Annotated in this window: 24 protein-coding genes; 21 read left to right on the plus strand and 3 right to left on the minus strand. The window is 52.1% G+C overall.

Annotation, left to right across the window (positions count from 1 at the left end):
- Positions 1 to 303 precede the first annotated feature (303 nt).
- Together AC5S16_RS15005 and AC5S16_RS15010 are read right to left on the minus strand one after the other, a co-directional pair.
- On the minus strand, positions 304 to 720 hold the full coding sequence (locus AC5S16_RS15005) for a type II toxin-antitoxin system VapC family toxin (RefSeq protein WP_493930891.1): 417 nt from the start codon (positions 718 to 720) through the stop codon (positions 304 to 306).
- Entirely contained in the window at positions 717 to 935 is a 219-nt protein-coding gene (locus AC5S16_RS15010; RefSeq protein ID WP_493930892.1) for an antitoxin, read from the minus strand. Before AC5S16_RS15010 ends, AC5S16_RS15005 begins: the two co-directional genes overlap by 4 nt.
- A gap of 533 nt (positions 936 to 1,468) precedes the next feature.
- On the opposite strand from AC5S16_RS15010, the gene AC5S16_RS15015 reads away from it, so the two are divergent.
- Positions 1,469 to 1,672 carry a hypothetical protein gene (locus AC5S16_RS15015; protein ID WP_493930893.1) on the plus strand — a complete coding sequence of 68 codons (204 nt, stop codon included), beginning with the start codon at positions 1,469 to 1,471 and terminating at the stop codon, positions 1,670 to 1,672.
- A gap of 6 nt (positions 1,673 to 1,678) precedes the next feature.
- Here AC5S16_RS15015 and AC5S16_RS15020 read toward each other — a convergent pair whose 3' ends face one another.
- Positions 1,679 to 3,466, minus strand: coding sequence for a sensor histidine kinase (locus tag AC5S16_RS15020; protein ID WP_493930894.1), 1,788 nt, complete (start codon positions 3,464 to 3,466; stop codon positions 1,679 to 1,681).
- Between the two features lie 331 nt (positions 3,467 to 3,797).
- Here AC5S16_RS15020 and AC5S16_RS15025 point away from each other — a divergent pair, with 331 nt between their 5' ends.
- From AC5S16_RS15025 to AC5S16_RS15120, 20 genes are all read left to right on the plus strand, one after another.
- Positions 3,798 to 4,469 carry a response regulator gene (locus tag AC5S16_RS15025; protein ID WP_493930895.1) on the plus strand — a complete coding sequence of 224 codons (672 nt, stop codon included), beginning with the start codon at positions 3,798 to 3,800 and terminating at the stop codon, positions 4,467 to 4,469.
- 354 nt (positions 4,470 to 4,823) lie between these two features.
- On the plus strand, positions 4,824 to 5,189 hold the full coding sequence (locus tag AC5S16_RS15030; RefSeq protein ID WP_493930896.1) for a PilZ domain-containing protein: 366 nt from the start codon (positions 4,824 to 4,826) through the stop codon (positions 5,187 to 5,189).
- 205 nt (positions 5,190 to 5,394) lie between these two features.
- Positions 5,395 to 6,003 (plus strand): UpxY family transcription antiterminator, encoded by a 609-nt coding sequence (locus tag AC5S16_RS15035; RefSeq protein WP_493930897.1) that lies wholly within the window; start codon positions 5,395 to 5,397, stop codon positions 6,001 to 6,003.
- Between the two features lie 37 nt (positions 6,004 to 6,040).
- Positions 6,041 to 6,691: a polysaccharide biosynthesis/export family protein gene (locus AC5S16_RS15040; protein WP_493930898.1), complete on the plus strand. Its 651-nt coding sequence runs from the start codon at positions 6,041 to 6,043 to the stop codon at positions 6,689 to 6,691.
- Positions 6,692 to 6,698: 7 nt separating this feature from the next.
- Positions 6,699 to 8,048, plus strand: coding sequence for a hypothetical protein (locus AC5S16_RS15045; protein WP_493930899.1), 1,350 nt, complete (start codon positions 6,699 to 6,701; stop codon positions 8,046 to 8,048).
- Between the two features lie 8 nt (positions 8,049 to 8,056).
- On the plus strand, positions 8,057 to 9,667 hold the full coding sequence (locus AC5S16_RS15050) for a GumC family protein (RefSeq protein ID WP_493930900.1): 1,611 nt from the start codon (positions 8,057 to 8,059) through the stop codon (positions 9,665 to 9,667).
- Positions 9,668 to 9,683: 16 nt separating this feature from the next.
- The gene (locus AC5S16_RS15055; RefSeq protein WP_493930901.1) at positions 9,684 to 10,616 is read left to right on the plus strand and encodes an ExeA family protein; all 933 of its coding nucleotides are present in this window, start codon (positions 9,684 to 9,686) and stop codon (positions 10,614 to 10,616) included.
- A 34-nt stretch (positions 10,617 to 10,650) separates the two neighbouring features.
- Entirely contained in the window at positions 10,651 to 11,562 is a 912-nt protein-coding gene (locus AC5S16_RS15060) for a CpsD/CapB family tyrosine-protein kinase (RefSeq protein ID WP_493930902.1), read from the plus strand.
- 153 nt (positions 11,563 to 11,715) lie between these two features.
- A complete protein-coding gene (locus AC5S16_RS15065; protein ID WP_493930903.1) occupies positions 11,716 to 12,858 on the plus strand; it encodes a sugar transferase in 1,143 nt (380 codons plus the stop codon).
- 100 nt (positions 12,859 to 12,958) lie between these two features.
- Positions 12,959 to 13,957, plus strand: a complete 999-nt coding sequence (locus AC5S16_RS15070; RefSeq protein ID WP_493930904.1) for a Gfo/Idh/MocA family protein — start codon at positions 12,959 to 12,961, stop codon at positions 13,955 to 13,957.
- Complete coding sequence (locus AC5S16_RS15075; RefSeq protein WP_493930905.1) at positions 13,954 to 14,457, plus strand: acyltransferase; 504 nt, start codon at positions 13,954 to 13,956, stop codon at positions 14,455 to 14,457. Before AC5S16_RS15070 ends, AC5S16_RS15075 begins: the two co-directional genes overlap by 4 nt.
- Entirely contained in the window at positions 14,447 to 15,670 is a 1,224-nt protein-coding gene (locus AC5S16_RS15080) for a DegT/DnrJ/EryC1/StrS family aminotransferase (RefSeq protein ID WP_493930906.1), read from the plus strand. Before AC5S16_RS15075 ends, AC5S16_RS15080 begins: the two co-directional genes overlap by 11 nt.
- Before the next feature lie 144 nt (positions 15,671 to 15,814).
- Positions 15,815 to 16,864, plus strand: coding sequence for a glycosyltransferase family 2 protein (locus AC5S16_RS15085; RefSeq protein WP_493930907.1), 1,050 nt, complete (start codon positions 15,815 to 15,817; stop codon positions 16,862 to 16,864).
- Position 16,865: 1 nt separating this feature from the next.
- The gene (locus tag AC5S16_RS15090) at positions 16,866 to 17,801 is read left to right on the plus strand and encodes a polysaccharide deacetylase family protein (RefSeq protein WP_493930908.1); all 936 of its coding nucleotides are present in this window, start codon (positions 16,866 to 16,868) and stop codon (positions 17,799 to 17,801) included.
- A 10-nt stretch (positions 17,802 to 17,811) separates the two neighbouring features.
- Positions 17,812 to 18,849, plus strand: coding sequence for a lipid II:glycine glycyltransferase FemX (locus tag AC5S16_RS15095; RefSeq protein ID WP_493930909.1), 1,038 nt, complete (start codon positions 17,812 to 17,814; stop codon positions 18,847 to 18,849).
- Between the two features lie 98 nt (positions 18,850 to 18,947).
- On the plus strand, positions 18,948 to 20,129 hold the full coding sequence (locus tag AC5S16_RS15100) for a glycosyltransferase (protein ID WP_493930910.1): 1,182 nt from the start codon (positions 18,948 to 18,950) through the stop codon (positions 20,127 to 20,129).
- Positions 20,129 to 21,508: an O-antigen ligase family protein gene (locus AC5S16_RS15105; protein WP_493930911.1), complete on the plus strand. Its 1,380-nt coding sequence runs from the start codon at positions 20,129 to 20,131 to the stop codon at positions 21,506 to 21,508. The genes AC5S16_RS15100 and AC5S16_RS15105 overlap by 1 nt, the downstream gene beginning before the upstream one ends.
- Positions 21,509 to 21,552: 44 nt before the next feature.
- Positions 21,553 to 22,446, plus strand: a complete 894-nt coding sequence (locus AC5S16_RS15110) for a glycosyltransferase family 2 protein (protein WP_493930912.1) — start codon at positions 21,553 to 21,555, stop codon at positions 22,444 to 22,446.
- A 26-nt stretch (positions 22,447 to 22,472) separates the two neighbouring features.
- A complete protein-coding gene (locus tag AC5S16_RS15115; RefSeq protein ID WP_493930913.1) occupies positions 22,473 to 23,537 on the plus strand; it encodes an NAD-dependent epimerase/dehydratase family protein in 1,065 nt (354 codons plus the stop codon).
- Positions 23,530 to 24,651: a Gfo/Idh/MocA family protein gene (locus AC5S16_RS15120; protein ID WP_493930914.1), complete on the plus strand. Its 1,122-nt coding sequence runs from the start codon at positions 23,530 to 23,532 to the stop codon at positions 24,649 to 24,651. The genes AC5S16_RS15115 and AC5S16_RS15120 overlap by 8 nt, the downstream gene beginning before the upstream one ends.
- Positions 24,652 to 24,718 lie beyond the last annotated feature (67 nt).

The raw sequence follows: 24,718 nt of genomic DNA on the forward strand, positions 1-24,718 counted from the left end.
TCCTGTTCAGAAAAGCTAGCGGGAATCGGGGACATTCAACCAACGATGGCTTAGGAATGGCGAATCGCTGAATCTGCTACAGCGCTCCGGATACACGATTCTCTCACTTCTGTTTATCGCGTTCGGACTATACGCTTTCGATGAGTGCGTAATTTGCCTCAAGGAAAGAGACTGGATATTTGTTTTGATATTCGGTGGTGCGACATCATTCTGCATGGTTGCCGGGATTGGTGGGATAAGGAATGTGCTGCGATTTGGACCGAATCAGAATGAGCATCACAAATAAATCTGGCGTTCCCCGATTTATAAGTCTGTTGCCCAGTTCTCCAATCCTGGCAGATTCTCGACTTGATGGAATGCTCTGTCGTTTGTAATCAGGATGGCTCCAATAGAAACGGCGTGCGCGGCAATCTGCGTATCGAGAGGGCCCAGCGTCTTGCCTATGGCTTCCTGTCTGGCGCGGAGACGCCCGTAAACAGCGGCTTCTTCCCTTCCCCACGGCAGAATCTGCAGGCGGGCCAGAAACCATTCGAGGGCGTTCCGGCGTTCGGGGCCGCTGCGGGTTTTCTCGATCCCGTAATGCAGTTCTGCTTCCGTGATGGAAGAAATGCACGCAACTTCTTCGTGGCCGAGAGCAGCGAGACGCGCGCGTGCTGCCGGCGATTTGCCTTTGAGGATATAGCTGACGGTGTTGGTGTCGAGCATGAAGAGCCGGATCACAGCTCTTCCCGCACTTCCGGAACTCCCTGCCTGCGGTCAGCGAGAAAATCCTCCGGAAAGCCCGCTGCATCGAGCGCAGTGAATATCTCCTCCCAGTTTCCCGGGGCCTGGGACAGAATCAGATCGCCGCTCTGAGGATCGCGGCGAATGTAGACTTCTTTGCTGGTGAAGCGGTATTCGGCTGGAATGCGGACGTGCTGGCTTCGGCCGCTCATGAAAACCCTTGCCTTGAAAATTTGTGCCACCTGCCCTCACCCCTGCTGTATATCATGCTATACAGCACATAGAGTAGTCAAGAACGAAGCGGAGCGGGCAGGAGGGATTTTGCATTACCGCTAGGGAGGGTGCTGAAAAAGTCCATTGCAAGTTCAAAAGCACTCCCTCAGCGGCTAAAGCCGCACTGATTTAAGACCGTTTACGGCACGACTAAAGTCGTGCCCCTTCAAAACCGATCAAATTGACCGACCTCCGCGAAGCGGATTGGGTATCATGTATCCGTTGATTGGCAAAGACACATAGGGAGAAAGGACAAACGCTGGTGATTATCCTTCATGGTCAACTTATTACCAGACTTGTCCGTGAAAATGACTGCTGCGAGTCAGAGATCAAGGAAGCCGTTGCAAGAATCCAGGCTCGTCGGAGGCGTGCGCCTTCGATCACAATTCAGGAACTCATCTCTGCATGCGATGAGGGACGGAAGCGCTGATACCGTTTTGTGCCGCTGAACATTCCTCCAAGGACCTCATCGATGGATGAAGAATATGAAGAGCCGGAAGAGCAAGAAGGATTAAGGTTCATCCTAACTCCTGAGCAGTTGGAAGAGGTACTCCAGGGTGGCCGTTTGCGCATCCAGGAGGATTCCACCGTAAAAATAGAGCGCCGTTCCTCTCTCACAGTCCTTTTCAGAAAATACATTCTCGGTTTTCGCAACAGGCTCACCGGCAAAAAGTGAGGCTCATCACTTGCAGGCAAACTGAATTTCCAAGCGGGCACCGCGGCCGGGGTGGGACTCGAGCGCCAGGTCGCCGTCTACTGCGTGAACGCGCTCCTGGATGACGCGCGGGCCCAGGCGCGCTGCTTTGAGTTCGGCCAGGGAGAGGCGGCCGGAGAAGTTGAAGCCGCAGCCGTCATCCTGGATGATGACCTGCCATGTGCCCTCGGGGCGGGAGACGAGGCGGACTTCTACCTTTCGCGCTCCGCTGTGTTTCCTGATGTTGGCCAGCGCTTCTTCTACGATGCGCGCTACTTCATGCGAAATGCGTGCCGGGACGGAGTCGTTCTCTACTTCTACTTCACTTGAGAAGTTTGTGGAGATGCCTGTCTCGCATTGAAACTTCTCGACCATTTCAGCAATGCGAGGCAGAAGCTGGCGTGGCGGCGACGAACGGCGCAACTGCTCGATCTGGCAGCGCAGGTCGCGAACTTCTTTGCGTAGCAGAAGCTGAACATTGCTCAGAACCTCGCCCGTATTCACTCCCACTGTGGGGTTTGTCATCTGGCGGCGCAGCAGGTCGACCTGCATTTCAGCAAAGATCAGCGACTGGATGACTCCATCGTGCAACTCGCGAGCAGTACGCTGGCGTTCGATGGCGCGCACACGGGCACGAATGTGCTGCGATACATAAAAGTTGTACATGCTGGGCGCGATATCGCGAACCAACTGCCAGAGGAGACGCAGGTTGGAGGAAGACGGATCGACCAGAAACAGACGGCCTGTCCACTCGCTCCCTAATTGAAGCGTGGATACCATGAGCGTGTGGAAGGGCTGATCCAATGGGAAATCTTCGCAGGTGGCTGAGGAAGAGGCCTTGAAGCGCGTACCCTGGCGATCAAGAAGACGAAAATGAAGATGCCCTGCGAACCGGGAGCACCACATGGCGGAACTTCCTTCGGGCATGGGCCATAGATACTTCTCGGCATCGCCTGGGGATAGATTACGCCGTTCCATCACCAGCTGTCTGTCGCTTTGGGCTTCCCATAGAAACAGTCTATTGCCCTGAGTACTGGCAAGAACCAGCATCGCCCTTCTGGCTGCAAAGGCATGAAGAACGAAAGGCAGTATTTCCTTGATATTCGCCTGAAGGCCAGCATGCGGATGAAGGCGCTGCGTTGCCGATCTGGCGATATATGCGTAATACTCCTGCTCGCTCTGATATGCCCAATAAGACAGGAAAACTCCAAGAGCAAGGAAGATGGAGACCTTCACAACAAAGGCAACCGGCAGCTGCTGCTGCACCATGAGGTGAAACAACGAGAATTCAGGCAGGTTGACAATGACAGCTTCAAGCAGGATGAGCGAGACACTTGCAGCGGTTGCCACAATAGTTGTGAGAGCCTTGCGGCGGTAAGCAGCGGTGACCGGAGCGAAGAGGAAAAGGACGAGGAACGGGCTATGGAGGATTCCGGAAAAGAGGCAGATCAGTGCTGCCCAGAATACGTCTGAGGAATGAATAAAGAACAACAGAAGCCGGGGCAGATGACGGAAAACAAATGCACTCGCGGCAACGATCAAACTATAGATGGCATACAGCAGGAGCACGAAGCGTAAAGATGCTTCTGTGCCGTGCAGACCGGCGGCGGAAATCAGGAGAATGGAGGCTGCCAGACGAAAGATGGTGACGGCTTGTTCGCGGGACAGGTTTTCGATGAGAAAAAAGGGAGCATGCAGAATGGATGCCTTACGCGAAGCAGCGTAACCCGTCGTGCGGTTCTGCCCCGCACCTTCCGCAATTGCTACACTTCCCAAGGCGACTCCAGCTAAAGCCAGTACAGTGACACACGCCGGGAGCTGTGATGCCGAAGCCTCTTCGTGTGTCGGGCCATGGCTCTCCGCCGTGGACTGATGGTGACATCGGCAGGAACCCCTGTCAAGCCACAATGTTGTAATAAATTCATGATTTTTTCCAAGTGAAATGTAATCTCTGCAACATGTTAAGGGGAAAACTGTGAAATTATTTCACTCCTGATGTACACTGAGGTTGCCCAGGATAGCTCGTCGCTCAGTTCCATCGCTGACAGGAACCTACATACATATATAGGCCTTAGCTGGCATCTTTGGGGCATTCATCATGGAGCCCGTGAGCAATGGAACCCGTAAGACCGTCCGTATTCTGATCGCCGACGATCATTCCCTCTTTCGTGAAGGCGTGCACAGACTGCTTCAAAGTGAACCAGGCTTTGAAGTGGTAGGTGAGGCACCGGACGGAGAGGCAGCTGTCGCGCTGGCACAGGAGCTGAAGCCGGACCTCATCCTGATGGATCTGTCCATGCGACGCAAAGACGGGATGGATGCTTTGCGCGATCTTTCCGCCTCGGGATTTGAGGGACGGACGCTGATCCTGACAGCCACCATTGATAAACCTGAGATTGTGCAGGCTTTGAAATTCGGCGCTTGCGGAGTTGTCCTTAAAGAATCCACTTCACAACGGCTTTTCGACAGCATTCGCGCAGTGATGGGAGGCCAGTACTGGATCGGACGGGAAAGCGTTTCCGATCTGGTGAAGGCGCTACGCAGCGTTTCTCCGTCGGCAGATGGAGGCACGAGGCCCAAGGACTTTGGCCTGACGCCGCGCCAGCTTGAGATTGTCTCCATGGTCGTCGCGGGATATTCGAACCCCGATATTGCGCAACGGTGCTCGATCAGCGAACAAACTGTGAAGCACCACATCAGCACGATCTTCGATAAGCTTGGCGTCTCCAACCGGCTCGAGCTTGCGCTGTTCGCAGTGAATCACAGACTCACGAACTGACCGCTCTGCGAATTCTGATTAAGCTCATTCTTTTCGTAAGACTGATGCATCCGCAACAGAGGCTGGAGTCAAAGAAGCCTTTAAGATGGTGTATCTTTTCGCGGCATTCGTTACAGCTCCAACGCAAAAAAATTGATCAGCGAACCAGTTGTATGACAAAGCGACAAAAACACTACCAAGTAGTTCTATACCACGTAGAACTAGGTGGTTCTATGACCCTAGTACTAGTGAGCCATTGCTGATTTTTATCGCCTAACTTAGTTTTATTTCATAAATGCCGGGAATGACCAGCATAGGTCAACCCCCTTCCGGCAACCCCCAATTGTCCCCCAGTTGCAGGTATTAGGAGACACGATGGCGTCTAAGCGGGTTGCCACCACTCTACAGAAAGATGCGCGCCAGGCCGAGCGGTACGACATTCGCACGGCAATCCATTATCGTGTGCGCGGCGAGAGTAGATGGCATGAAGGCACAACGGAAAATATCAGCGTAATTGGAGTGCTCATTCGATCTAATCATTTCCTTGAGCCTAAAACTGCGATCGAGATGAGATTTGTTCTTCCTATTGAATTAAGCGGCGAAAGCGCCGCAGAAGTTTTCTGCCGTGGTGTAGTGGTTCGGTCAACGAAGAGCTCAGCTGTATCCGGAGAATTCGCAATGGCATCCACGATTGTTCATGCGAAATTTCTGCGAAACCCAGGATTGAGAAATGCTGGTTAAGAGAGAGGCGAGCAACAATCGTTGATACGAAAGACAGTAACTCATCACATAAATAACGTCGGATAACAGCTGCATAACAGCGATCCGGTAACCCTCAAGTCCTGAATTGAATTCAGGGCAACGGTTGAATTTTGAATAGCAAGCGGTAAATCAGGAGCTGTAGCTCACAGGGCGAAGCTATATCTGAAAGAGGCGAGAAGAACCGATGAGTGCATTCATCACTGACGATAAGCTGTATGGCGAATCATGCTGGTGGGCGCTTTATACACGCCATCAGCATGAGAAAGTTGTTGCCGATATGTTGTCGGCAAAAGGTTTTGATGTTTTTCTCCCGCTCTATGAAACCGTGCATCGCTGGAAAGATAGAAACAAGAAACTTCATATGCCGCTGTTTCCCTGCTATGTCTTTGTCCGCGGCGGGCTCGGGCGCCGGCTGCAGGTGGTAACGACGCCGGGCGTTCACATGGTCCTGTCGAAAGGCGAGCGGGTCGCCATCATTCCTGAAGATGAGATCGAGGCGGTTCGCAGAATCGTTGAAGGGCCGTGCCGCGCGGAACCTCATCCTTTTCTGAAGTGCGGCGAACGAGTGCGGGTTACGCGCGGAGCGCTTGAAGGCCTTGAAGGAATTCTGACGCGCAAGAAGAATCTTTACCGCCTGGTACTTTCTGTAGACATGCTGGCCCAGTCGGTAGGAATAGAGATTGACGCAGCCGATGTGGAACCGGTGGGCACACACGGCATAGAGTTGCCGATGATTGCAGGAGCCCCGGCGCGCTCAACTGTAGATTCATGGGTTTCGCCTCAGATTGTGTAAGTAATTTAAGAAGTAGTTCATCAATAGGAACAGTAACATGATGATAAAACGGATCGGCTTAGGTATCGTCTTCACAGTTGTTGCCGGTTCACTGTGGGCACAAGCTCCGGCGTCGCCTGGCCAGACTGATGGTCAGCCTTCTAATGCCGGTGTGACGGCTGCGCTCGCACAACCGCTGATTTCTCCGGCAAACAAACCCCACAACAATAGCTTCGTAATCGCCAGTGACGATGTTCTGTCAATCAATGTGTGGAAAGAGCCAGATGTCTCGCGGTCCATTCCGGTTCGCTCGGATGGAAGAATTTCACTGCCGCTAGCAGGAGAGGTACAGGCTGCGGGACGTACTCCGCTGCAGCTTGAACAGGAGATCATCAGCAGGCTAAAGAACTATATTGCTGAACCTGAAGTTACCGTGATGGTGCAGCAGGTTCACAGCGAGAAGTTCAACATCCTGGGTCAAGTATTAAAGCCTGGATCTTATGCGCTGACCAATGGAGTGACCGTTCTGGATGCCATTGCAGTGGCCGGCGGGTTCAAGGACTTCGCCAAACAGAAAGACGTATACATTCTGCGGCAAAATGCCGGCGCTGAGACGCGCATCACCTTCAACTACAAGGATGTGATCAAGGGAAAGCATCCTGAACAGAACATCACACTTTTGCCACGTGACACGATCATTGTGCCTTGAGGCAGTTATGCTTGTACGAATCTATCTAAGCCTTGTTCTCTTCGTTGCGCTGCCGGTCTGGGGACAGACGCAGACTGAGGTTGCCGGCGATTCATCCAATGGAACCGAGATGCGGACTCCTCCTCCTGTGAGCGGGAAGGCCTACTCTACTCAGGTTGGCTCAGAGGCGCGATCGAATTATCTGCATGCAGGATTCACCATTACTTCTGCATACAACGATAATGTGCTGCCTGGCACCAGCGTTACGCCAATCAGCGATATGAGCTACTCGATCTTTCCAACGATTGCTCTCGACCAGACCACCGCGCGGCTGCATCAGACATTCTCTTATAGCCCTGGGTTTACCTTTTATCAGCGCACGAACTCGAGGAATGAAGCGGACCACAGACTGAGTGCGGATTTTCAATACCGACTGAGTCCTCATATCACAGCCAGCCTGCGGGATTCCTTCACAAAAACATCCAATGTGTTCGGCCAACCTTATGGGTTTTCCGGTGCGATATCAGGAGAAGCACAGACCACGCTGTCGCCTGTTATCGTGCCGATAGCCAACCAGATCAAGAACGACGCAAATACTGAGATCACATATCAATTCAGCAGGAACGGGATGGTTGGAGGTTCGGGGAGCTTTACGAACTTGCATTACCCTGATCCGAACCAGGTTCCAGGTCTTGCTGACTCGAATTCTCGCGGAGGGGCGGGCTTTTACAGCTATCGTCTTTCGCAAACACAGTACTTCGGCACAACCTATCAGTATTCACAGATTCAAAGCTCTCTGCCCGCTTTGCAGAATGGGTCCCAGACAGGAATCAACAGTGAAACCCTGACTCATGCCTTTCTGTTCTTCTACACGATTTATCTGAAACCAGACTGGTCTCTGTCTTTGTCGGCAGGTCCGCAACACTATAACGTTTCAGAGACATCTCTTCCGGCGACGCACTCATGGGCGCCTACTGTAATGGCAAGCATGGGATGGCAAGGGACACGCATGAGCTTTGCGACCAGCTACTTACACCTAGTAAGCGGTGGAGGAGGGCTGATAGGAGCATTCCGTGCAGATAACGCAAATGCCTCTGTTCACTGGCAACTGGCACGCACATGGACCATTGGACCAGCGTTCGCTTACGCGAACACAAAGAATGTCAGTCAATCTATGGGCCAGTTGAATCCCGGAGGGCACACACTTGCCGGCACCTTCGCGATGCAGCATCCGTTAAGCAATCACTTCATTCTTGATTTCGGATATCAACGCCTGCATCAGAGTTACAGCAGCATCGGGGTGTTCTCTACGACACCTGATTCCAATCGTGAGTATATTTCCCTCTCCTATCAGTTTACTCGGCCATTGGGAAGATAAGAGACAACATGCCAGAAGTTATTGAGGAACAAAAAGCGGGTCAACTCGATATCCAGTATTACCTGGATATTGTCCGGCGCCGGCACATTCATTTCCTGATACCTCTCTTTGCCGGATGGCTCCTGGTTTGGGGAGCAAGCTGGCTTCTTCCGGTCCGCTACAAGTCGGGCACCTTGATTCTGGTGCAGCAGCCTACAATGCCCAAGGATTATGTCACGCCCAATATCAGCGACAATCTGCAGGACCGCCTGCAAAGCATCTCCCAGCAGATTCTTAGCCGTACGCGCCTTCTTCTGATTATCGATCAGTTGAACCTCTACAGCAAAGGCCGCAAGCATCTGACCCCAGACGAGAAAGTGGAACGGATGCGCAAGGACATCGACATCGAGCTTGTGCGCGACCCCAGGGAAAATGAGATCACGGCATTTAATATCTACTATTCATCGCGCGATCCTCACATAGCCCAGCAGGTAACCGGCGAACTTAGCAAGTTATTTATCAACGCAAACCTGGAAGTGCGGCAGCAGCAGTCAGAAGACACAACCAAGTTTCTTGAAGACCAGCTGGAGACGGCCCGAACACGTCTTGCGGAGCAGGATGCAAAGATCAAGGAGTTCAAGGCAGAACATGCAGGAGATCTGCCCAGCCAGCAGGCGAGCAATCTCCAAATCCTGAGTGGTTTGCAGCAGCAACTTGTAAACGAACAGGATGGGCTTAATACAGCGCAGCAGCAGCACGTGTATTTGCAGACGCTGATCAACCAATACCGCAGTCTTCCGGGAACGGCGCGGACAGCCGACGGCACACCTGCGCGTCTGCCGGCGCTGGATAAGGAGCTCGACAGACTCAAAGCGCAGCTAGCGGATCTCAGCTCCCGTTATACGGACAGCTATCCGGATATTCGGAATCTGAAAACGCAAATTGCCAGGACAGAGAAGATGAGAGAGACACTCATTGCTGACCTGAAGAACAAAGGCACTGCAGATACCCGCAACGATGACAGCGCGATCTCGCGCGATCCGGCAGAGCTTACTCAGGGTTCACCATTGCTGCAATTGCAGAGTCAGCTTCAGGCAAATCAATCGGAAATCAAGAACCGCGAACATTCCGTTGCAGACTTGACAGCCAAAATTGGCGAGTACCAGTCTAGGTTGAACCGAGAGCCTGCTACTGAGCAGCAGATGCTCGATTTGACCCGGGGCTATGACCAGTCCAAAGCAAATTACGACGACCTTCTGAAAAAGAAAAATCAATCGGAGATGGCAACAAGTATGGAACTGCTCCAACAAGGCGAGCGCTTCAGTGTGCTCGATCCTCCGAGTCTGCCATTGAAGCCGGACTTCCCCAACCGAGTCAAATTCTGCGGGCTTGGAATTGGCCTGGGGCTGGTACTGGGGGCCCTGGTGGCGGGAGCCTTTGAATTCATAGATGACCGCATGCACAGCGAAAAAGAAATCAAGAATCTGCTGCCACTACCGCTGATTTCCGAAATTCCCGAGGTTCTGAGCACGTCGAAGGAGCAACAAGGCAAGAGAAAAATTGTGCTGGGGTGGGGTATGGCCGCAGCTATTGTGATCGTGATTCTCGCAGGCTCGGCGTTCAACTACCTGCACAGTTAAGGTTCAGTTTTCCTCAATGTATAAAGCTTTTTTCCATCTCAATCGCAATCCTTTCGAGCTCACGCCCGATCCCAGGTTTCTGTTTGCCACCAAGCGGCATAATGAAGCCCTGGCTGCGCTCTACTATGGGGTGCGGAGGCATAAAGGCTTTGTTGTAGTCACGGGAGAAGTCGGCACGGGCAAAACCCTGCTGCTTCGCTGCCTGCTTCACCTGTTGAAACAGAGTCCGGATATTGCGTATGCGTATCTCTTTAACAGCCTGCTCTCACCAACAGAGTTTCTGCAGTACATACTCGCCGACTTCGGAATTCCTGCATCGGGCAAGAACAAAAGCGAACTGCTGTTCGACCTTAGCCAATTCCTAATCTCGCGCGGATCAAAGAAGCAGACAACAGTCCTCATTGTGGACGAAGCACACCATCTATCTGCGGAAATACTCGAAGAGATTCGCCTGCTAACAAACCTAGAGACGGAAGAAGATAAGCTGCTGCAAATTGTCCTGGTGGGACAACCTGAATTGGATGAGAAGCTAGACTCGGTTGGACTGAGGCAACTTAAGCAGCGAATTGCTCTTCGTGCGCGGCTCGATCCGCTGAGTTTAGATGAGAGCAAAGGCTATATTGAGCGGCGCATGCAGATTGCAGGGGAGAACAGCGAAGCGAGTACGCTGTTCCCTATTAAGACGATTCAATCCATACATAGACATTCGCGTGGATTTCCGCGCTTGATCAACACGATTTGCGAGAATGCTCTGATTTCGGCCTATGCAAAACAGATGCAAAGTGTTACTGCAGACGTGATCGATGATGTGGCAAGAGACCTTCGTCTCGGTGCAGTTCCATCACAAGAGATGCAAGATACAAATGCCCTCCTTAATCTATACGCAAGCGAATTTGATCTGGGCGTGCATGCGACTGTGCAAGTGAGCGAGAATGAGCCTTATATTTGACGCACTACAAAGATCGGAAACCGAACGCTCCGGAGTGGAGAAGCCGGCAATATCGACAGCGGCTGATCTACTGCATGTCATTGAGCGCCATACTGTTTCTGAACAGCACCTGGTGACACCTGGGGAGAACACTGGACTGTTGGCCCTGGAGGCCATTTCAAAAGCGGTTGATCTTTCCAAGGCCGGCGGTCCTCCAACAAATCGCGACATAGAACTGCTTGCCCAATTCCCTTCTCTGCAAATCACAGTACCTGCTCAGGGCCTGCTGCCTTGCTTCACCGACAGCGAAAGTCTAATAGCAGAGAAGTTCCGTTTTCTCGGGGTTAAGCTGCGGCATCTCAGACGGGAACGATCGCTGCAAAAAGTACTGATCACAAGCACGATTCCGAGCGAAGGCAAAAGCATGGTGGCTGCTAACCTGGCCTGCGCACTTGCCCGCAAAAGGCAGCAGACGGTCCTGCTGCTCGAAGGAGATGTGCGGCGGCCATCGCTGTCGCGGTTATTCGGATTGAACAAGATGCCAGGGCTTTGCGAATGGCTGCAGAGCGACCGTACTCAAGCTGGGAATATCTACCGCCTGGAAGGTCCTGATCTATGGCTTTTGCCTGCGGGCAGTGCTTCGGCTAATCCTCTAGAACTACTGCAGTCAGGAAGACTCTCTGCATTGCTCGAACAATTGAGCACGTTATTTGATTGGGTGATTATTGATTCCCCGCCGGTGCTGCCGCTTGCTGATACAAGTGTCTGGTCGCGACTGGCGGATGGAATTCTCCTGGTCGCCCGCCAGGGAGTCACGCAAAAGCGGCGGCTGCAAAGAGGACTTGAAGCTATCGATCAGAACAAGCTGATTGGCGCGCTGCTAAATAGCTCTCAAAACTCGGCTGAAAGCGAACACTACTACTACTACTGCCAGCCGACTGATTCCGAGCCAGAGAATCGCGACTAAAAAAGCTGGCATGTACGTTTATTGCTGACCCTCAGGAGGCAATCAGCAACCCTGCCTCTGCCTTCTGATTTCCTAACGTTTCAAGGCCCCATTGAGTTCTATCCATATCCCTATCGGTTCAATCACTACCCGAAACGAGTAAGGAGGGGTTCGGTGACATTATTAGATTCGATTGACGATACTGCGGCACGTTTGCTGTTTTCTGGCGAAGCTGGAGAACGCACAGCTTTCAGCGAAGAGGCCTTTCGCCGGATGCTCGCTATAGAGCGCAAGAGAACGGAGCGTTCGGGGCATCCATTTCTGCTCATGCTGCTGGATGCCGGCAATCATCAAAGCCCGGAGAAACTGGGGAAAGCCCTGGACAGTATAGTATCGGCACTGTTGTCCTCGACGAGAGAAACCGATGTTATTGGATGGTACAAAGAACGGGCTATCGTCGGCGCGATGTTTACAGGACTTACAGCTGACGATAAGAAAACAGTTCTCAGTACGATTCTGACCAGAATAAGCAACACGCTCAGAGATCTGCTAACAGTTGAGCAGTTCAGCCAGATCAATATCTCATTCCACTTCTTCCCGGATGACTGGGACCATGACACTCATGGCCGCCCGAGCGATGCGACTCTCTATCCGGACCTCGCGAGCCGCAATGATGAGAAACGACAGTTATTAGGCATAAAGAGGGCGATGGATATCGTCGGCAGCGCTCTTATACTGTTCCTTTGCTCTCCTATTCTTCTGTTGATTGCCATAGCAGTCAAAATATCGTCTTCGGGACCAGTGCTATTTAAACAGCAGCGGGTTGGGCAACATGGCAAGTGTTTCACCTTTCTGAAATTCCGTTCGATGCAGGCCAATAACGACCCGAGCGTTCACCGGGAATATGTAAAGAGGCTCATCGCCGGGGAAGCAACGCGCGAACCGCAGAATGGGAATGGAGAAGGTGTTTATAAACTCACGAGCGATAAAAGGATCACGCCAGTAGGCAAGTTTCTGCGCAGGAGCAGCCTGGATGAACTGCCGCAGCTATTGAATGTCCTTAGAGGTGATATGTCGCTGGTTGGGCCTCGTCCTGCTATTCCCTATGAAGTTGCTACTTACCAGACGTGGCACCGCCGCCGCGTATTGGATGTGAAGCCGGGAATCACCGGGCTGTGGCAGGTGAACGGACGCAACCGCATCAAGTTTGACGACATGGTTCGGCTCGATCTGCAATATGCAAAGTCGTGGTCGCCATGGCTCGACATCAAGATACTGGTGCGTACTCCGCGCGCGGTACTCAGAGGCGCGTGCTGAAATCCTGCAGCAGGATCCTTCTCTTTACATACTGCATTCGCTCCCCTCGTAACTAACAGATGCAACATTCATCACAAATTCTAGAGGGTGGTAAAAGATCGTGAACTTCGGTGTTATCGGATATGGCTATTGGGGGCCTAATGTCGTCAGAAACCTGACGATTCTGGAAGGCTCTCAAGTACTTGCAATTGCAGAGATGAGCCCAAGCGCCCGGCAGCGCGCGCAAAAGGCTTATCCGGGGATACAGGTGACTCCGGATGCGGCAGAGGTAATCTCATCGCCTGAGATTGATGCCATTGCTGTCATTACTCCTGTGTGGACTCACTATGAGCTGGCAAAGGCTGCTCTGGAAAATGGCAAGCACGTCTTCGTTGAGAAACCTTTCACCAGTAACTCTGCGCAGGCCGAGGAACTGATCAATCTCGCGCAGCGGAAGAACCTCACGATCATGGTGGACCATACCTTCCTATTTACTGGCGCAGTCAGGAAAATCGGTCAGCTTCTCGACGAGGGGACACTGGGCAAGCTGTATTACTACGATTCGACCCGCGTCAACCTGGGGCTCTTCCAGCATGACATTAATGTTCTCTGGGACCTTGCGCCGCATGATCTTTCCATCATGGACTACCTCATTCCAGGAACACCGGAGGCAGTCGTCGCTACAGGACAGAACCATCTGAATGGCCATGAAGACGTAGCCTACATGACACTTTACTTCCCGGAGAAAGTTCTTGCGCATATCAATGTCAACTGGCTCTCGCCGGTAAAGGTCAGGACTACGCTTCTTGGCGGTGAGAAGCGGATGCTGGTCTGGAATGACCTGGAAGCAGACGAGAAGGTCAAGGTCTACGACAAAGGAGTCAATATCACGAACCGCGAGGGAGTCTACGAGCTTCTTGTAAGCTATCGCTCCGGCGATATGTGGGCCCCCCAGTTGGAACAAGTAGAGGCTCTGCGACAGGAGCTGTCTTATTTCGTGGATTGTGTATCGAGCGGACAGAAGCCATTTAACGACGGGTGCGCCGGTCTGCGTGTCGTCAAGATGCTGGAGGCGGCCAGCGAATCGATGAGCAAGAAAGGTTCTCTGGTTTATCTATGAATTCGTATAACTGCATCTCGGATGACGTAAAGCTGGGGCAGAATGTCCGGCTCTCGAAATTCATCAATCTCTATGGATGCGAGGTTGGTGATGATACGAAGATCGGCGCATTCGTAGAGATACAAAAGAATGCCAGTGTCGGCAAGCGCTGCAAGATCTCCAGTCATACCTTTATCTGTGAAGGCGTGGTGATTGAAGACAACGTCTTTATCGGACACGGAGTGACCTTTATTAATGACAGCTATCCGCGCGCCACTACTTCTGGTGGAACCCTGCAGACTGAAGCTGACTGGAAGGTGGAGCGCACAGTGATTAAGAACGGCGCGTCCATCGGCTCGGGGGCCACAATTCTTTCGAATACCAGCATTGGTGAAAATGCGATTGTTGGCGCGGGCAGTGTTGTCACCAAGGATGTCCCGCCGAACTCCATTGTTGCCGGAAATCCAGCTAAAGTTCTGCGCTATATCGAACAGCCCGTGGAAGGTCTGAATGTCTATTAATACAGCTCCAAACTGCATTCCATTTCTTGATCTGGTCACTCCGCATGTAGAGCTCGAGCAGGAACTCACTGGCGTGTTTCACCGCGCATTGCACACAGCTGGTTTTATCGGCGGACCCATGGTGGAGGAATTTGAGAAGGCATTCGCGACTTTCTGCAATACCAACTACTCGATTGCCGTCAGCAGCGGCACAGATGCTTTGCGATTCGCCATCATGGCTTGCGGCGTGCAGCCTGGCGATGTTGCGGTGACTGTGCCTCATACATTTATCGCCACCACGGAAGCAATTTCGCAAGCTGGCGCATTTCCTGAATTCGTCGACATTGATGAGCGCACTTACAACATGTCCGTCGAGAAGCTCCAGCAGTACCTGGAGGAGCGGTGCACGCGGGATGAGTCTGGCGCACTCATCAGCCTCCGGAGCGGCCGGCGTGTTGCTGCAGTGATCCCAGTACATCTTTATGGCCAGATGGCTGATATGGATGCCATCCTGGAACTAGCGGGGAAATATAATCTTACGGTAATTGAGGATGCCTGCCAGGCACACGGCGCAGAGTACTTCTCAAGGAAACTGAATCGCTGGATGACAGCCGGATCCATGGGAAGCGCTGCGGCTTTCAGCTTCTATCCAGGGAAAAACCTAGGCGCCTGCGGCGAGGCAGGCGCAGTCACAACCAATGATGCCTGTGTTGCCAGCAAGATCAAGATGTTGCGTGATCACGGCCAGGCAAAGAAATATCACCATGACGTGGAAGGCTACAACGGACGACTGGATGCGATCCAAGCCGGCTTGCTACATGCGAAACTAGCGCACCTGGCGAAATGGAACAATCTCCGGCGCGAACGGGCAGCCGAGTACAATCTCCTGCTTGCAGATATTGAAGGGGTGGTGCTTCCCTATGAGCCTTCATGGTCACACGCGGTGTACCACTTGTATGTGATTCGGACTAACGATCGCGATGGATTGATGGAACACCTTAAAGCCGCCGGAATCAGCACAGGGATCCACTACCCGATTCCCCTGCACATGCAGAAAGCCTATGCATCTCTGAAGTATGCTCCGGATGATTTTCCTGCGGCATCGCGAGTGGCCAGCGAAATTGTTTCCCTGCCAATGTTTCCGCAGCTCACCCAGGAGCAACAGGCCAGAGTTGCTGAGGAGACGCTGCGCTTTGCTCAAGAACCGCTGCATAGCGGACTCCACACGCATTGATCCTGCAACACCTCTCTCAACTTCAAAGAAGTACTTCACCGATTCTATGGCTCAGCCTTCATCCATCTTTGCTCTTATGCAGATGTAACGGCAAAGAAGTTCACGACAACCAAACTTAAGCAACATTTTCGCAGCGCTGCACCTATGACGGAACCCCAAAAACTGTCCGCGGAAGAAAGCCAGACGCCACGAGTGACCGTTGTGATGGCGGTTTACAACGCAGCACCATTTCTACATGAAGCGGTCGCCAGCATACTTGCCCAGACCTTTTGCGACTTTGAACTGCTCATCGTAGACGATGCCTCTTCCGACGATTCCCTATTCATACTTGAATCCTTCAATGACCCGCGTATGCAGGTCATCAGACATAAAACGAACCGGGGTGCTGCTGTGTCACGCAATGATGCGCTAACTGCAGCCCGAGGTGAATTCATAGCCATAATGGATGCTGACGATATATGTGGGCCATCCAGATTGTTGAGGCAAATAGCTTTCCTCGATGCCAACCCCTTTACGGGTCTTGTGGGCTGCGCAGTTTACGACAATATCGATTCAGACGGTGCAATACTCTCCACAGCGCGCCTGCCAGAGGATAACGAAGCAATTCAGCAGGCGTTGATGGAACGCTGGTGTTTTCTTCATTCGTCCATCATGTTCAGAAGAGCGCTTCTCGAACTTGCCGGGGGGTATCGCAAAGAGTTCGAACCTGCTGAAGACCACGATCTTGTTTTGCGCATTCTCGAACACTGTCAGGCTTATAACCTCAATGAAAATCTAGTCAGTTATCGATTGAACCCCAAAGGGCTCACGGTGGCTGGCCATCAGTACGTTTGCGAACTGCAGAAGACCGCAATTCGGCTGGCGCATCGACGGCGCAATGGGCAACTTGAAGACTTTGAATCGAACACCGCTCGCCTGCTCCAACTCAAGGCAGGGCGCAAGACTCGCCAAGGTCTTGCAGGTGTTGTGCAAAAGTGGCGTAATTCCATGTATACCGCCAACCGTTATTACGATTTCGGCTGCCAGGAGCTTTCTATTGGCAATCTCGAAAACGCTCGCCGATGCTTTCTGCAGTCGCTGCGCTCAAATGCACTATTTGTGAAGTCCTGGGCAGGCATTGCGCTTTCATTGGCGCCTTTCACCGCCAACCGCTCATCGCAGGTGGGCCTTAAGGCACAGGGAACTGGCAATTGATATGAAGCTGATCGATCTATACTACTGCATCAAGCCGGCCATACCGCACAGCCTGCGATTAAGACTTCGAACGCAGCTCGCCTCGCGCCAACGCCGTCGCAGTGCCAATGTTTGGCCGATTAATGAAACCACCGCTGGGCAGCCGGAGCGTTGGCCGGGATGGCCTGAAGGAAAGACCTTCGCCTTTGTTCTGACACACGATGTCGAAGGCAAGAAGGGGATGGAACGAAGCAGAACCCTCGCTGAACTTGAGATAAACCTGGGCTTTCGCTCATCTTTTAACTTCGTTCCTGAAGGCGAGTATGAGACTCCAGCCTGGCTTCGATCTTTTCTCACTGGGCACGGCTTCGAAGTAGGTGTTCATGATCTGCATCATGATGGCACGCTGTACCGGTCAAAAGCTGATTTCAGTACAGGAGCCGAACGCATCAATGAGCATCTCAAGCGCTGGCAGGCGGTAGGATTCCGGTCAGCATTCATGTTCCATAATCTTGATTGGCTAAAACAGCTCGACGTGCTGTATGACGCGTCGACGTTTGATACGGATCCATTTGAGCCACAATCTGATGGCGCCGGCACAATTTTCCCGTTCTGGGTGGAACGGCCTGACGGCACCGGTTATGTGGAGCTCCCCTACAGCCTTCCGCAAGATTCGACACTCTACCTGGTCCTCGGCGAAAAGACCAACGACCTCTGGAAGCACAAACTCGACTGGGTTGCGCGGCATGGCGGCTTAGCGCTCGTCAATGTTCATCCCGATTACATTGCATTTGATGGACGGGCTGGCCGCACAGAATTTCCTGTATCGCTCTATGAGGACTTCCTCACCTACGTCTCCGCGCAGTTTGGAGACACCGCCTGGCGTGCTTTACCGCGCGATGTTGCTGAGTTTGTAAAAGCATCGGTACACGCTGAAGAAATGACGACCTACCGATAAAGGAAGGGCTGTGACTGTTTACACCATTAATCCTCTTCGCGATGCCAGATGGCCGGAGTTCGTAAGTCAACACGAATCCTCGTCCGTCTTTCACAGCCGTCCATGGCTGGAAGCTGTGCATCAGACGTATGGATACACGCCGGTGGTTTACACGACTTCACCACCATCCTCATCGCTGTCTAACGGCGTTGTACTTTGCAAAATCAAGAGCTGGCTGACCGGCCGTCGTATGGTATCTCTTCCGTTCTCGGATCACTGCGAACCATTGATGGACAATTCGAATGCTGAAGCCGTCATCCTGGAAGAATTGAAGAAAACAGTGGATGCAGGGGCATGGAAGTATGTGGAGTTGAGACCGCGGAGCGAGCTTTCGATACTTCACGGTGCGGTCAAGCGTCCATCTTGTTATCTACATATGCTCGATCTGCGGCCGAGCTTAGACGACCTCTTCAAGCGCTTCCATAAAGATTGTGTACAGCGAAAAGTCCGCCGAGCGGAACGTGAGGCCCTTGTATATGAACATGGCAATTCAGAGCCTTTGCTGCAGGCATTTTATCGGCTCATGGTCAAGACGCGCCGCCGGCATCAGCTACCGCCGCAGCCTATTGAATGGTTCAGAAACCTTGCCGCCCGCATGGGAAATCGATTAAAGATTCGAGTCGCCTTCAAAGATGGGAGCGAGATTGCAAGCATCCTGACTCTGGAACACAAAGACGTAATTGTCTACAAGTACGGATGTTCCGATGAGGCATTCCAGAATCTTGGAGGCACTCCGTTTCTTTTCTGGAAAGCGATCACCGAGGCAAAAACTGCAGGGCTGACGAGCATGGATTTCGGTCGTTCAGACGCCGATAATCCCGGGCTGATTACATTCAAGGACCGTTGGGGAGCGAAGTCCTCAACACTCACATATGTTCGCTGGTCGCGCAAGCAGTCGAAGGAAGAGAGCGAACAACACTCCTCCGGCATAGCGAAACAGCTCTTCGCCATGATGCCGGATGCTGTTCTGCAGGCGACTGGACGCATTTTGTACCGTCATGTCGGCTGACGAAAAGCTATAAACACCTGCTGAAAGCCCGAGACGTATCTGCTTCGTACCGAAACTAACAACTCCACCTCAATACGGATATACGAATGAAAGTTTGCATGCTAGCTTACGCGCACTACATCAATGACGCTCGAATCAAGTCATATGTGCGTACGCTTGAGGACGAGGGAAACCTGGTTGATGTAATTGCGTTGAGAGAGAATGAAAAGTCGAATGCAGGTGCTCTCAGAGCAGGCTCCGTTTTCTACCTGATGAACAAGTACCAAGGCCAGAGCACAGTTATGTACCTTTGGTCTTACTTGAAGTTTTTCCTGAAATCATTTTTCTTCCTTACATCCCGCTCGTTTCGCCATCGTTACGATGTGATACATGTGCACAACATGCCCAATGCGCTGGTTTTTGCCGCGATTATCCCGAAGGTGCAGGGTGCACGGGTAATGCTCGACGTTCACGACCTGATGACTGTCAATTACATGGCGAAGTTTGATGCAGGAGAAAACGATGCGCGGATTAAGACACTGAAGCTGGAACAACGGATATCGGCAGCTTTTGTCGATCATATATTCTGTGCGGACCATAACCAGAAGGACTATCTTGTCGAGAATTGTGGGATTGCAAGAGACAAAATCACTGTGCTGATGAACCTGCCGAACGTGGATCTGTTCGCACCAGTATCAGTGGAACGGAAAGACGACGCATTTCGAATTGTCTATCACGGCACAATTGCGCATCGTCTTGGGATCGATCTGATTGTCCGCGCAGTAGCCAAGGCCGCTGACCAGGTTCCAGTAGAGATGTGGATATATGGTTCAGGCGATTATCTGGTTGAGGCAATTGCGTTGTCACGTCAACTGGGAATTGAAGAGAGGATTCACTTCAGCGGCAAGTTCTTCCCGGTGGAGCAAATCTCACAGATGGTATCGGGGATGGATCTGGGTATCATTGGCAACCGTCGCAATCTTGCCTGCGACAAATATATGCTTCCGGTTAAGCTGCTGGAGTATGTGTATCTGGGTGTTCCAGTCATTGCACCGCGCCTTGCCGTGATCTCTCGCTACTTTGACGATACGATGGTGCGATTTTATGAACCCGAGAATGTAGAGCAGATGGCTGACGCCATTGTGGAGCTATATCGTAACCAGGAAGAGCGCAAGGAGCTAGCGCGTACAGCATTCACTTTCTATCAAAAACACAATCCCAAAGCACAAGCGGATCGTTACCTTAGTCTGTTAACAGCGACAGGCGTAGGTTTGCGCACCGGCACCGAGCGTCCCGCGTGATGCAGGCTACTTTGGAGCCTGTTGGGGCGAAGCAGCCGGCTTCGGAACAGGTTCTCATTACAAAACCAGAGGTTCCTTCTCAGTGGATCTGGGTACCGTTTATCTGGCTTTTCTTTGCCGGCACCAGGACTTTATCCACCTGGCTTCATCCCGGAGTCTGGGACTCAGATTCTTCCGCTGGCAGCCCGATAGACGAGGTGCTAGTGATCTTGCTGATGGCGCTCGGGCTATATGTGCTTAACCTGAGAGCGGAACGGGTCAAGAGGATTCTTAGCCGCAATAAATGGGTGGTAGCGCTGTTTTTTTATATGGCGCTGACCATCATATGGTCGAACTTCCCGGGTATTTCAATTCGTCGATGGATTCGATCAGCGGGAACGCTTGTGATGGTGCTGGTTGCGCTTACCGAGCCCGATCCACTCGGCGCAATGCGGACCCTCCTCAGGCGGTTTTATATCCTCCACATCCCGCTGTCGATCCTGGCAATCAAGTACTTCAGAAATATTGGAGTTCAGTATGACTGGAGTGGATCGGAAGAACAGTGGGTTGGAATCAGCACGGATAAAAACAGCCTGGGACAGGTTGCAATGTGCAGCGGGGTGTACTTTACATGGGAAATCTTTGAGAACTGGCCCAAGAAAAAACTGACACTGAACCTGCTGTTTCTTGTCCTTACATTGTGGTTATTGCGCGGATCGAAGAATTCCCACAGCAGCACTTCCATCATTGCGTATATTATCTGCGCCGTTCTTCTGATCGGTTTGCAACTCATAAGGAAAAGAGCCACCCGCGCCAAGCGCATTCTTCTTGGCTTCACGATCGCAACTGTCCTGTTTGCTCCATTCGTGTATGCCGCATTTGCAGCATTCGATACGACGCCGACCACAGTTGTGTTTTCGGCTGCCGGACGCGACATGTCATTTACCGACCGCACACTCATATGGACTGACCTTCTTCATATTTCAGAGAGAAACCCAGTGCTGGGTGTAGGAGTTGGGGCTCTCTGGGTTGGGCCCACCGGCTACGCAATTTATCCGATGCCCAATTGGTCCGCGAAAACACCCGGATGGCGACCAGAGGAAGGACATAACGGCTACTTAGATGTCTACGTTGAACTCGGTGCGATTGGCATTGTCTTGTTATTCATTGTTATTTGTGCGGGATTTGCCGGCGCATTGGATGACATGCAGAAGGATTTCGCACTCGGAAGCCTTCGCCTGGTGCTACTACTGAGCGTTCTCATAAACAACATTACTGAAACAAGTTTTCTCAAGGGAACGCATGACTTATGGTTCCTGTTTCTCCTTTTGGCCATTAATGTTCCGCGATCAACTCCGAGGATTCGACTCAAACACGATACGCATATCCGGGTGGCCTGAGCCACTTGCATTACTTCTCTTCAAAACCCACGAGAGACGATTGGATGACTCATATTACGGTTTGTATCTGCACCTATAGAAGGCTGGAACTGCTGAGAAATCTGCTGGAGGATCTTCGAGGGCAAGACACGGGAGGCTTGTTCACCTACTCGATACTCATAGTAGATAACGATCGTGAACAGTCGGCACATAAAGTGGCTTCCGAGTTCGCGGCAACGCAGACAATTGACATCGATTACTATGTCGAGCCCGAGCAGAATATAGCACTCGCGCGGAACAAGGCGATTGAACACTCGAAAGGCGAGTTTGTCGTATTCATCGATGATGATGAGTCTCCTATTCGCCGCTGGCTGCTTACCTTATTCGAGGCCTGCCAAAAATACAATGCGTATGGCGCTCTTGGGCCGGTACATCCACGGTTCGCAGAGCCTCCGCCTGCATGGGTTGTGGCAGGCAAGTTTTATGATCGCCCAACATACCCTACAGGGTTAGTGATTGACTGGCGCAAAGGGCGCACCGGCAACACATTACTGAAAAAAGAAGTTTTTGATGGTATGGCACAGCCTTTCAGGCCGGAGTTTCGCACAGGCGAGGACCAGGATTTCTTTCGAAGAGTGATCGAAAAGGGGTACGTCTTTATCTGGTGTAACGAAGCCGTGGCTTATGAAACAGTGCCATCGATACGCTGGAACCGCTCTTTTCTACTGAAGCGAGCTCTTCTGCGAGGATACACTTCTCTGGCCCATCCAACATTTGCTACGCGCGATCTGTTGACCTCTGCCGTGGCTGCTCCGGTCTATGCTCTGGCCCTGCCGTTCGCGTTGATTTTAGGTCAAGGGAAGTTCATGAGCATCTTAGTTCGACTCTTCGATCATCTAGGCAAGCTCCTTGGTTTTGTCGGCATCAATCCGATAAAAGAGCCGTACGTTACTGCATAAAGAACTGCACGTTCATAGTGGACTCCATGAATATTGATCCTTCGATTATCAGCCCGGACGATCGCATACTTGTAACCGGTGCGGCGGGCTTTATCGGCCATAGGGTAGTAAAGGCTCTACTCGATTTAGGCTTTTGCAATCTGCGTTGTCTAACCAGACCGTCCAGCAAAATGGATGGCCTCGATGATGTGCTTCGCACTCATAAGAATGGCACTGCAATAGAACTCATGACCGGCAACCTGCTTTCTGCCGAGGATTGCGCTGCGGCTGTCGATGGCGTGACGGTTGTCTTTCACCTGGCTGCGGGCAGAGGCGAAAAGTCGTTTCCTGATGCTTTCATGAATTCCGTAGTAACGACGCGGAACCTGCTGGATGCCTGCGTAGCTCAAGGTGGTCTGCGGCGGTTCGTCAACATGAGTTCGTTCGCAGTCTATAGAAACCAAGACAATCCCAAAGGTCGATTGCTGGACGAGTCTGCTCCTGTTGAGGAACATCCGGAACTGCGGGGCAATTCATATTGCTTTGCCAAAGCTGAGCAGGACAAGCTCGTTAAGGATTATGGGCGGAGGTTTGGCATTCCTTATGTCATCATCCGCCCCGGATGGGTTTATGGACCCGGAAACCTGGGTATCCATAGCCGTGTTGGAATAGGCACTTTTGGAATGTTTCTGCATCTCGGCGGCGGAAACACAATGCCGCTGACCTATGTAGACAACTGCGCACAGGCAATGGCGCTTGCCGGCCTGGCAAAGAATGTGGATGGTGAGGTCTTCAATATAGTTGATGACAATCTGCCTTCCAGCCGCGAATTTCTTCGCCTCTATAAGAGGAACGTGAGACGTTTTCAATCCATCTATGTGCCGCATGCCCTGAGCTATTACCTGTGCTTTCTCTGGGAGTCGTATTCGAAATGGTCGAAGGGCCAACTACCGCCGGCATACAACCGGCTGGCCTGGCACTCGTCCTGGAAGAAAACGCGCTACAGCAATGCCAAGCTGAAGACGCAAGTCGGATGGAAACCTTCCATACCTACGAGCGAAGGGCTTCGCCGTCATTTTGAAAGCTGCCGTGCGGAAGGGTCACATGCTTAAAGTCGCAATTGTGGGATGTGGAAAGATCGCGGATGATCACTGCGAGCAGATTCAGCGGATCGAGAATTGCGAGATCGTAGGGGTTTGCGACCGCGAGCCTTTGATGGCTCGCCAGCTTTTTCAACGGTTTCCGATCAAGCAGCACTTCAGCAATCTGGACGACATGTTGAGCGAGGCGCGGCCGGATGTGGTCCACATCACAACGCCGCCGCAGAGCCACTACAGTATCGCCAAGGCTTGCCTCGAAGCCGGCTGTCACGTTTATGTAGAAAAGCCGTTTACGCTTTACGAGCATGACGCCAGGGAACTTCTGGCGTTCGCAAGCGCCAGAGACCTGAAGGTAACTGCAGGACATGACGATCAGTTCAGGCACTCTGCGCGCCTCATGCGGGAATTCATCCACAGTGGCTATCTGGGTGGTCGGCCAGTCCACATGGAGAGCTACTTCTGCTATGAACTTGGGCGCGGTGGGTTTGCCGGTGCGTTGCTCAATGACAAGAATTACTGGGTACGCAAGCTGCCTGGCGGACTGCTGCACAACATTATCAGTCATGGCATAGCCCGTATTGCCGAGCATCTGACAAGCGAAACACCATCTGTTATGGCTCACGGCTTTATCAGCCCATTTCTTCAGAGCAAAGGCGAGATGGAGCTTATAGATGAGCTGAGAGTCATTATTTCTGAAGAGCAAGGAACTACGGCCTACTTCACATTTTCGTCACAGATGCGACCTTCTCTGCATCAGTTCCGCGTGTACGGGAAAAAGAACGGGCTTGTGCTTGATCAAGACCAGGAAACGCTTATCAAGCTACGCGGCCAGCGATATACAAGTTATGTAGAAAAATTTGTCCCGCCTTTCGCCATGGCGAAACAGAATGTCTCCAATGGAATCACCAACGTGCGGCGCTTTTTGAAGCGAGACTTCCATATGAAGTCGGGCATGAAGTATCTGATTGAATCCTTCTACGAGTCGATCGTCAAGGATACTCCGCCGCCTATTCCCTATCGGGAAATTATTTTGACCGCACACATTATGGATCAAATCTTCAGCCAGCTCAGAGCCGGCTCAGAGACTGCGCGCTCGTCCTATCCCCTTGAAGCCGCGCTGCGGTAAATGCCTCTCCAGAGAATTTTTTCACTTTAATTGCCAGCTTAGGAACATGAAATTCAAGCTACAGCGA

Source organism: Acidobacterium sp. FHG110202_01 (genome assembly GCF_059115305.1).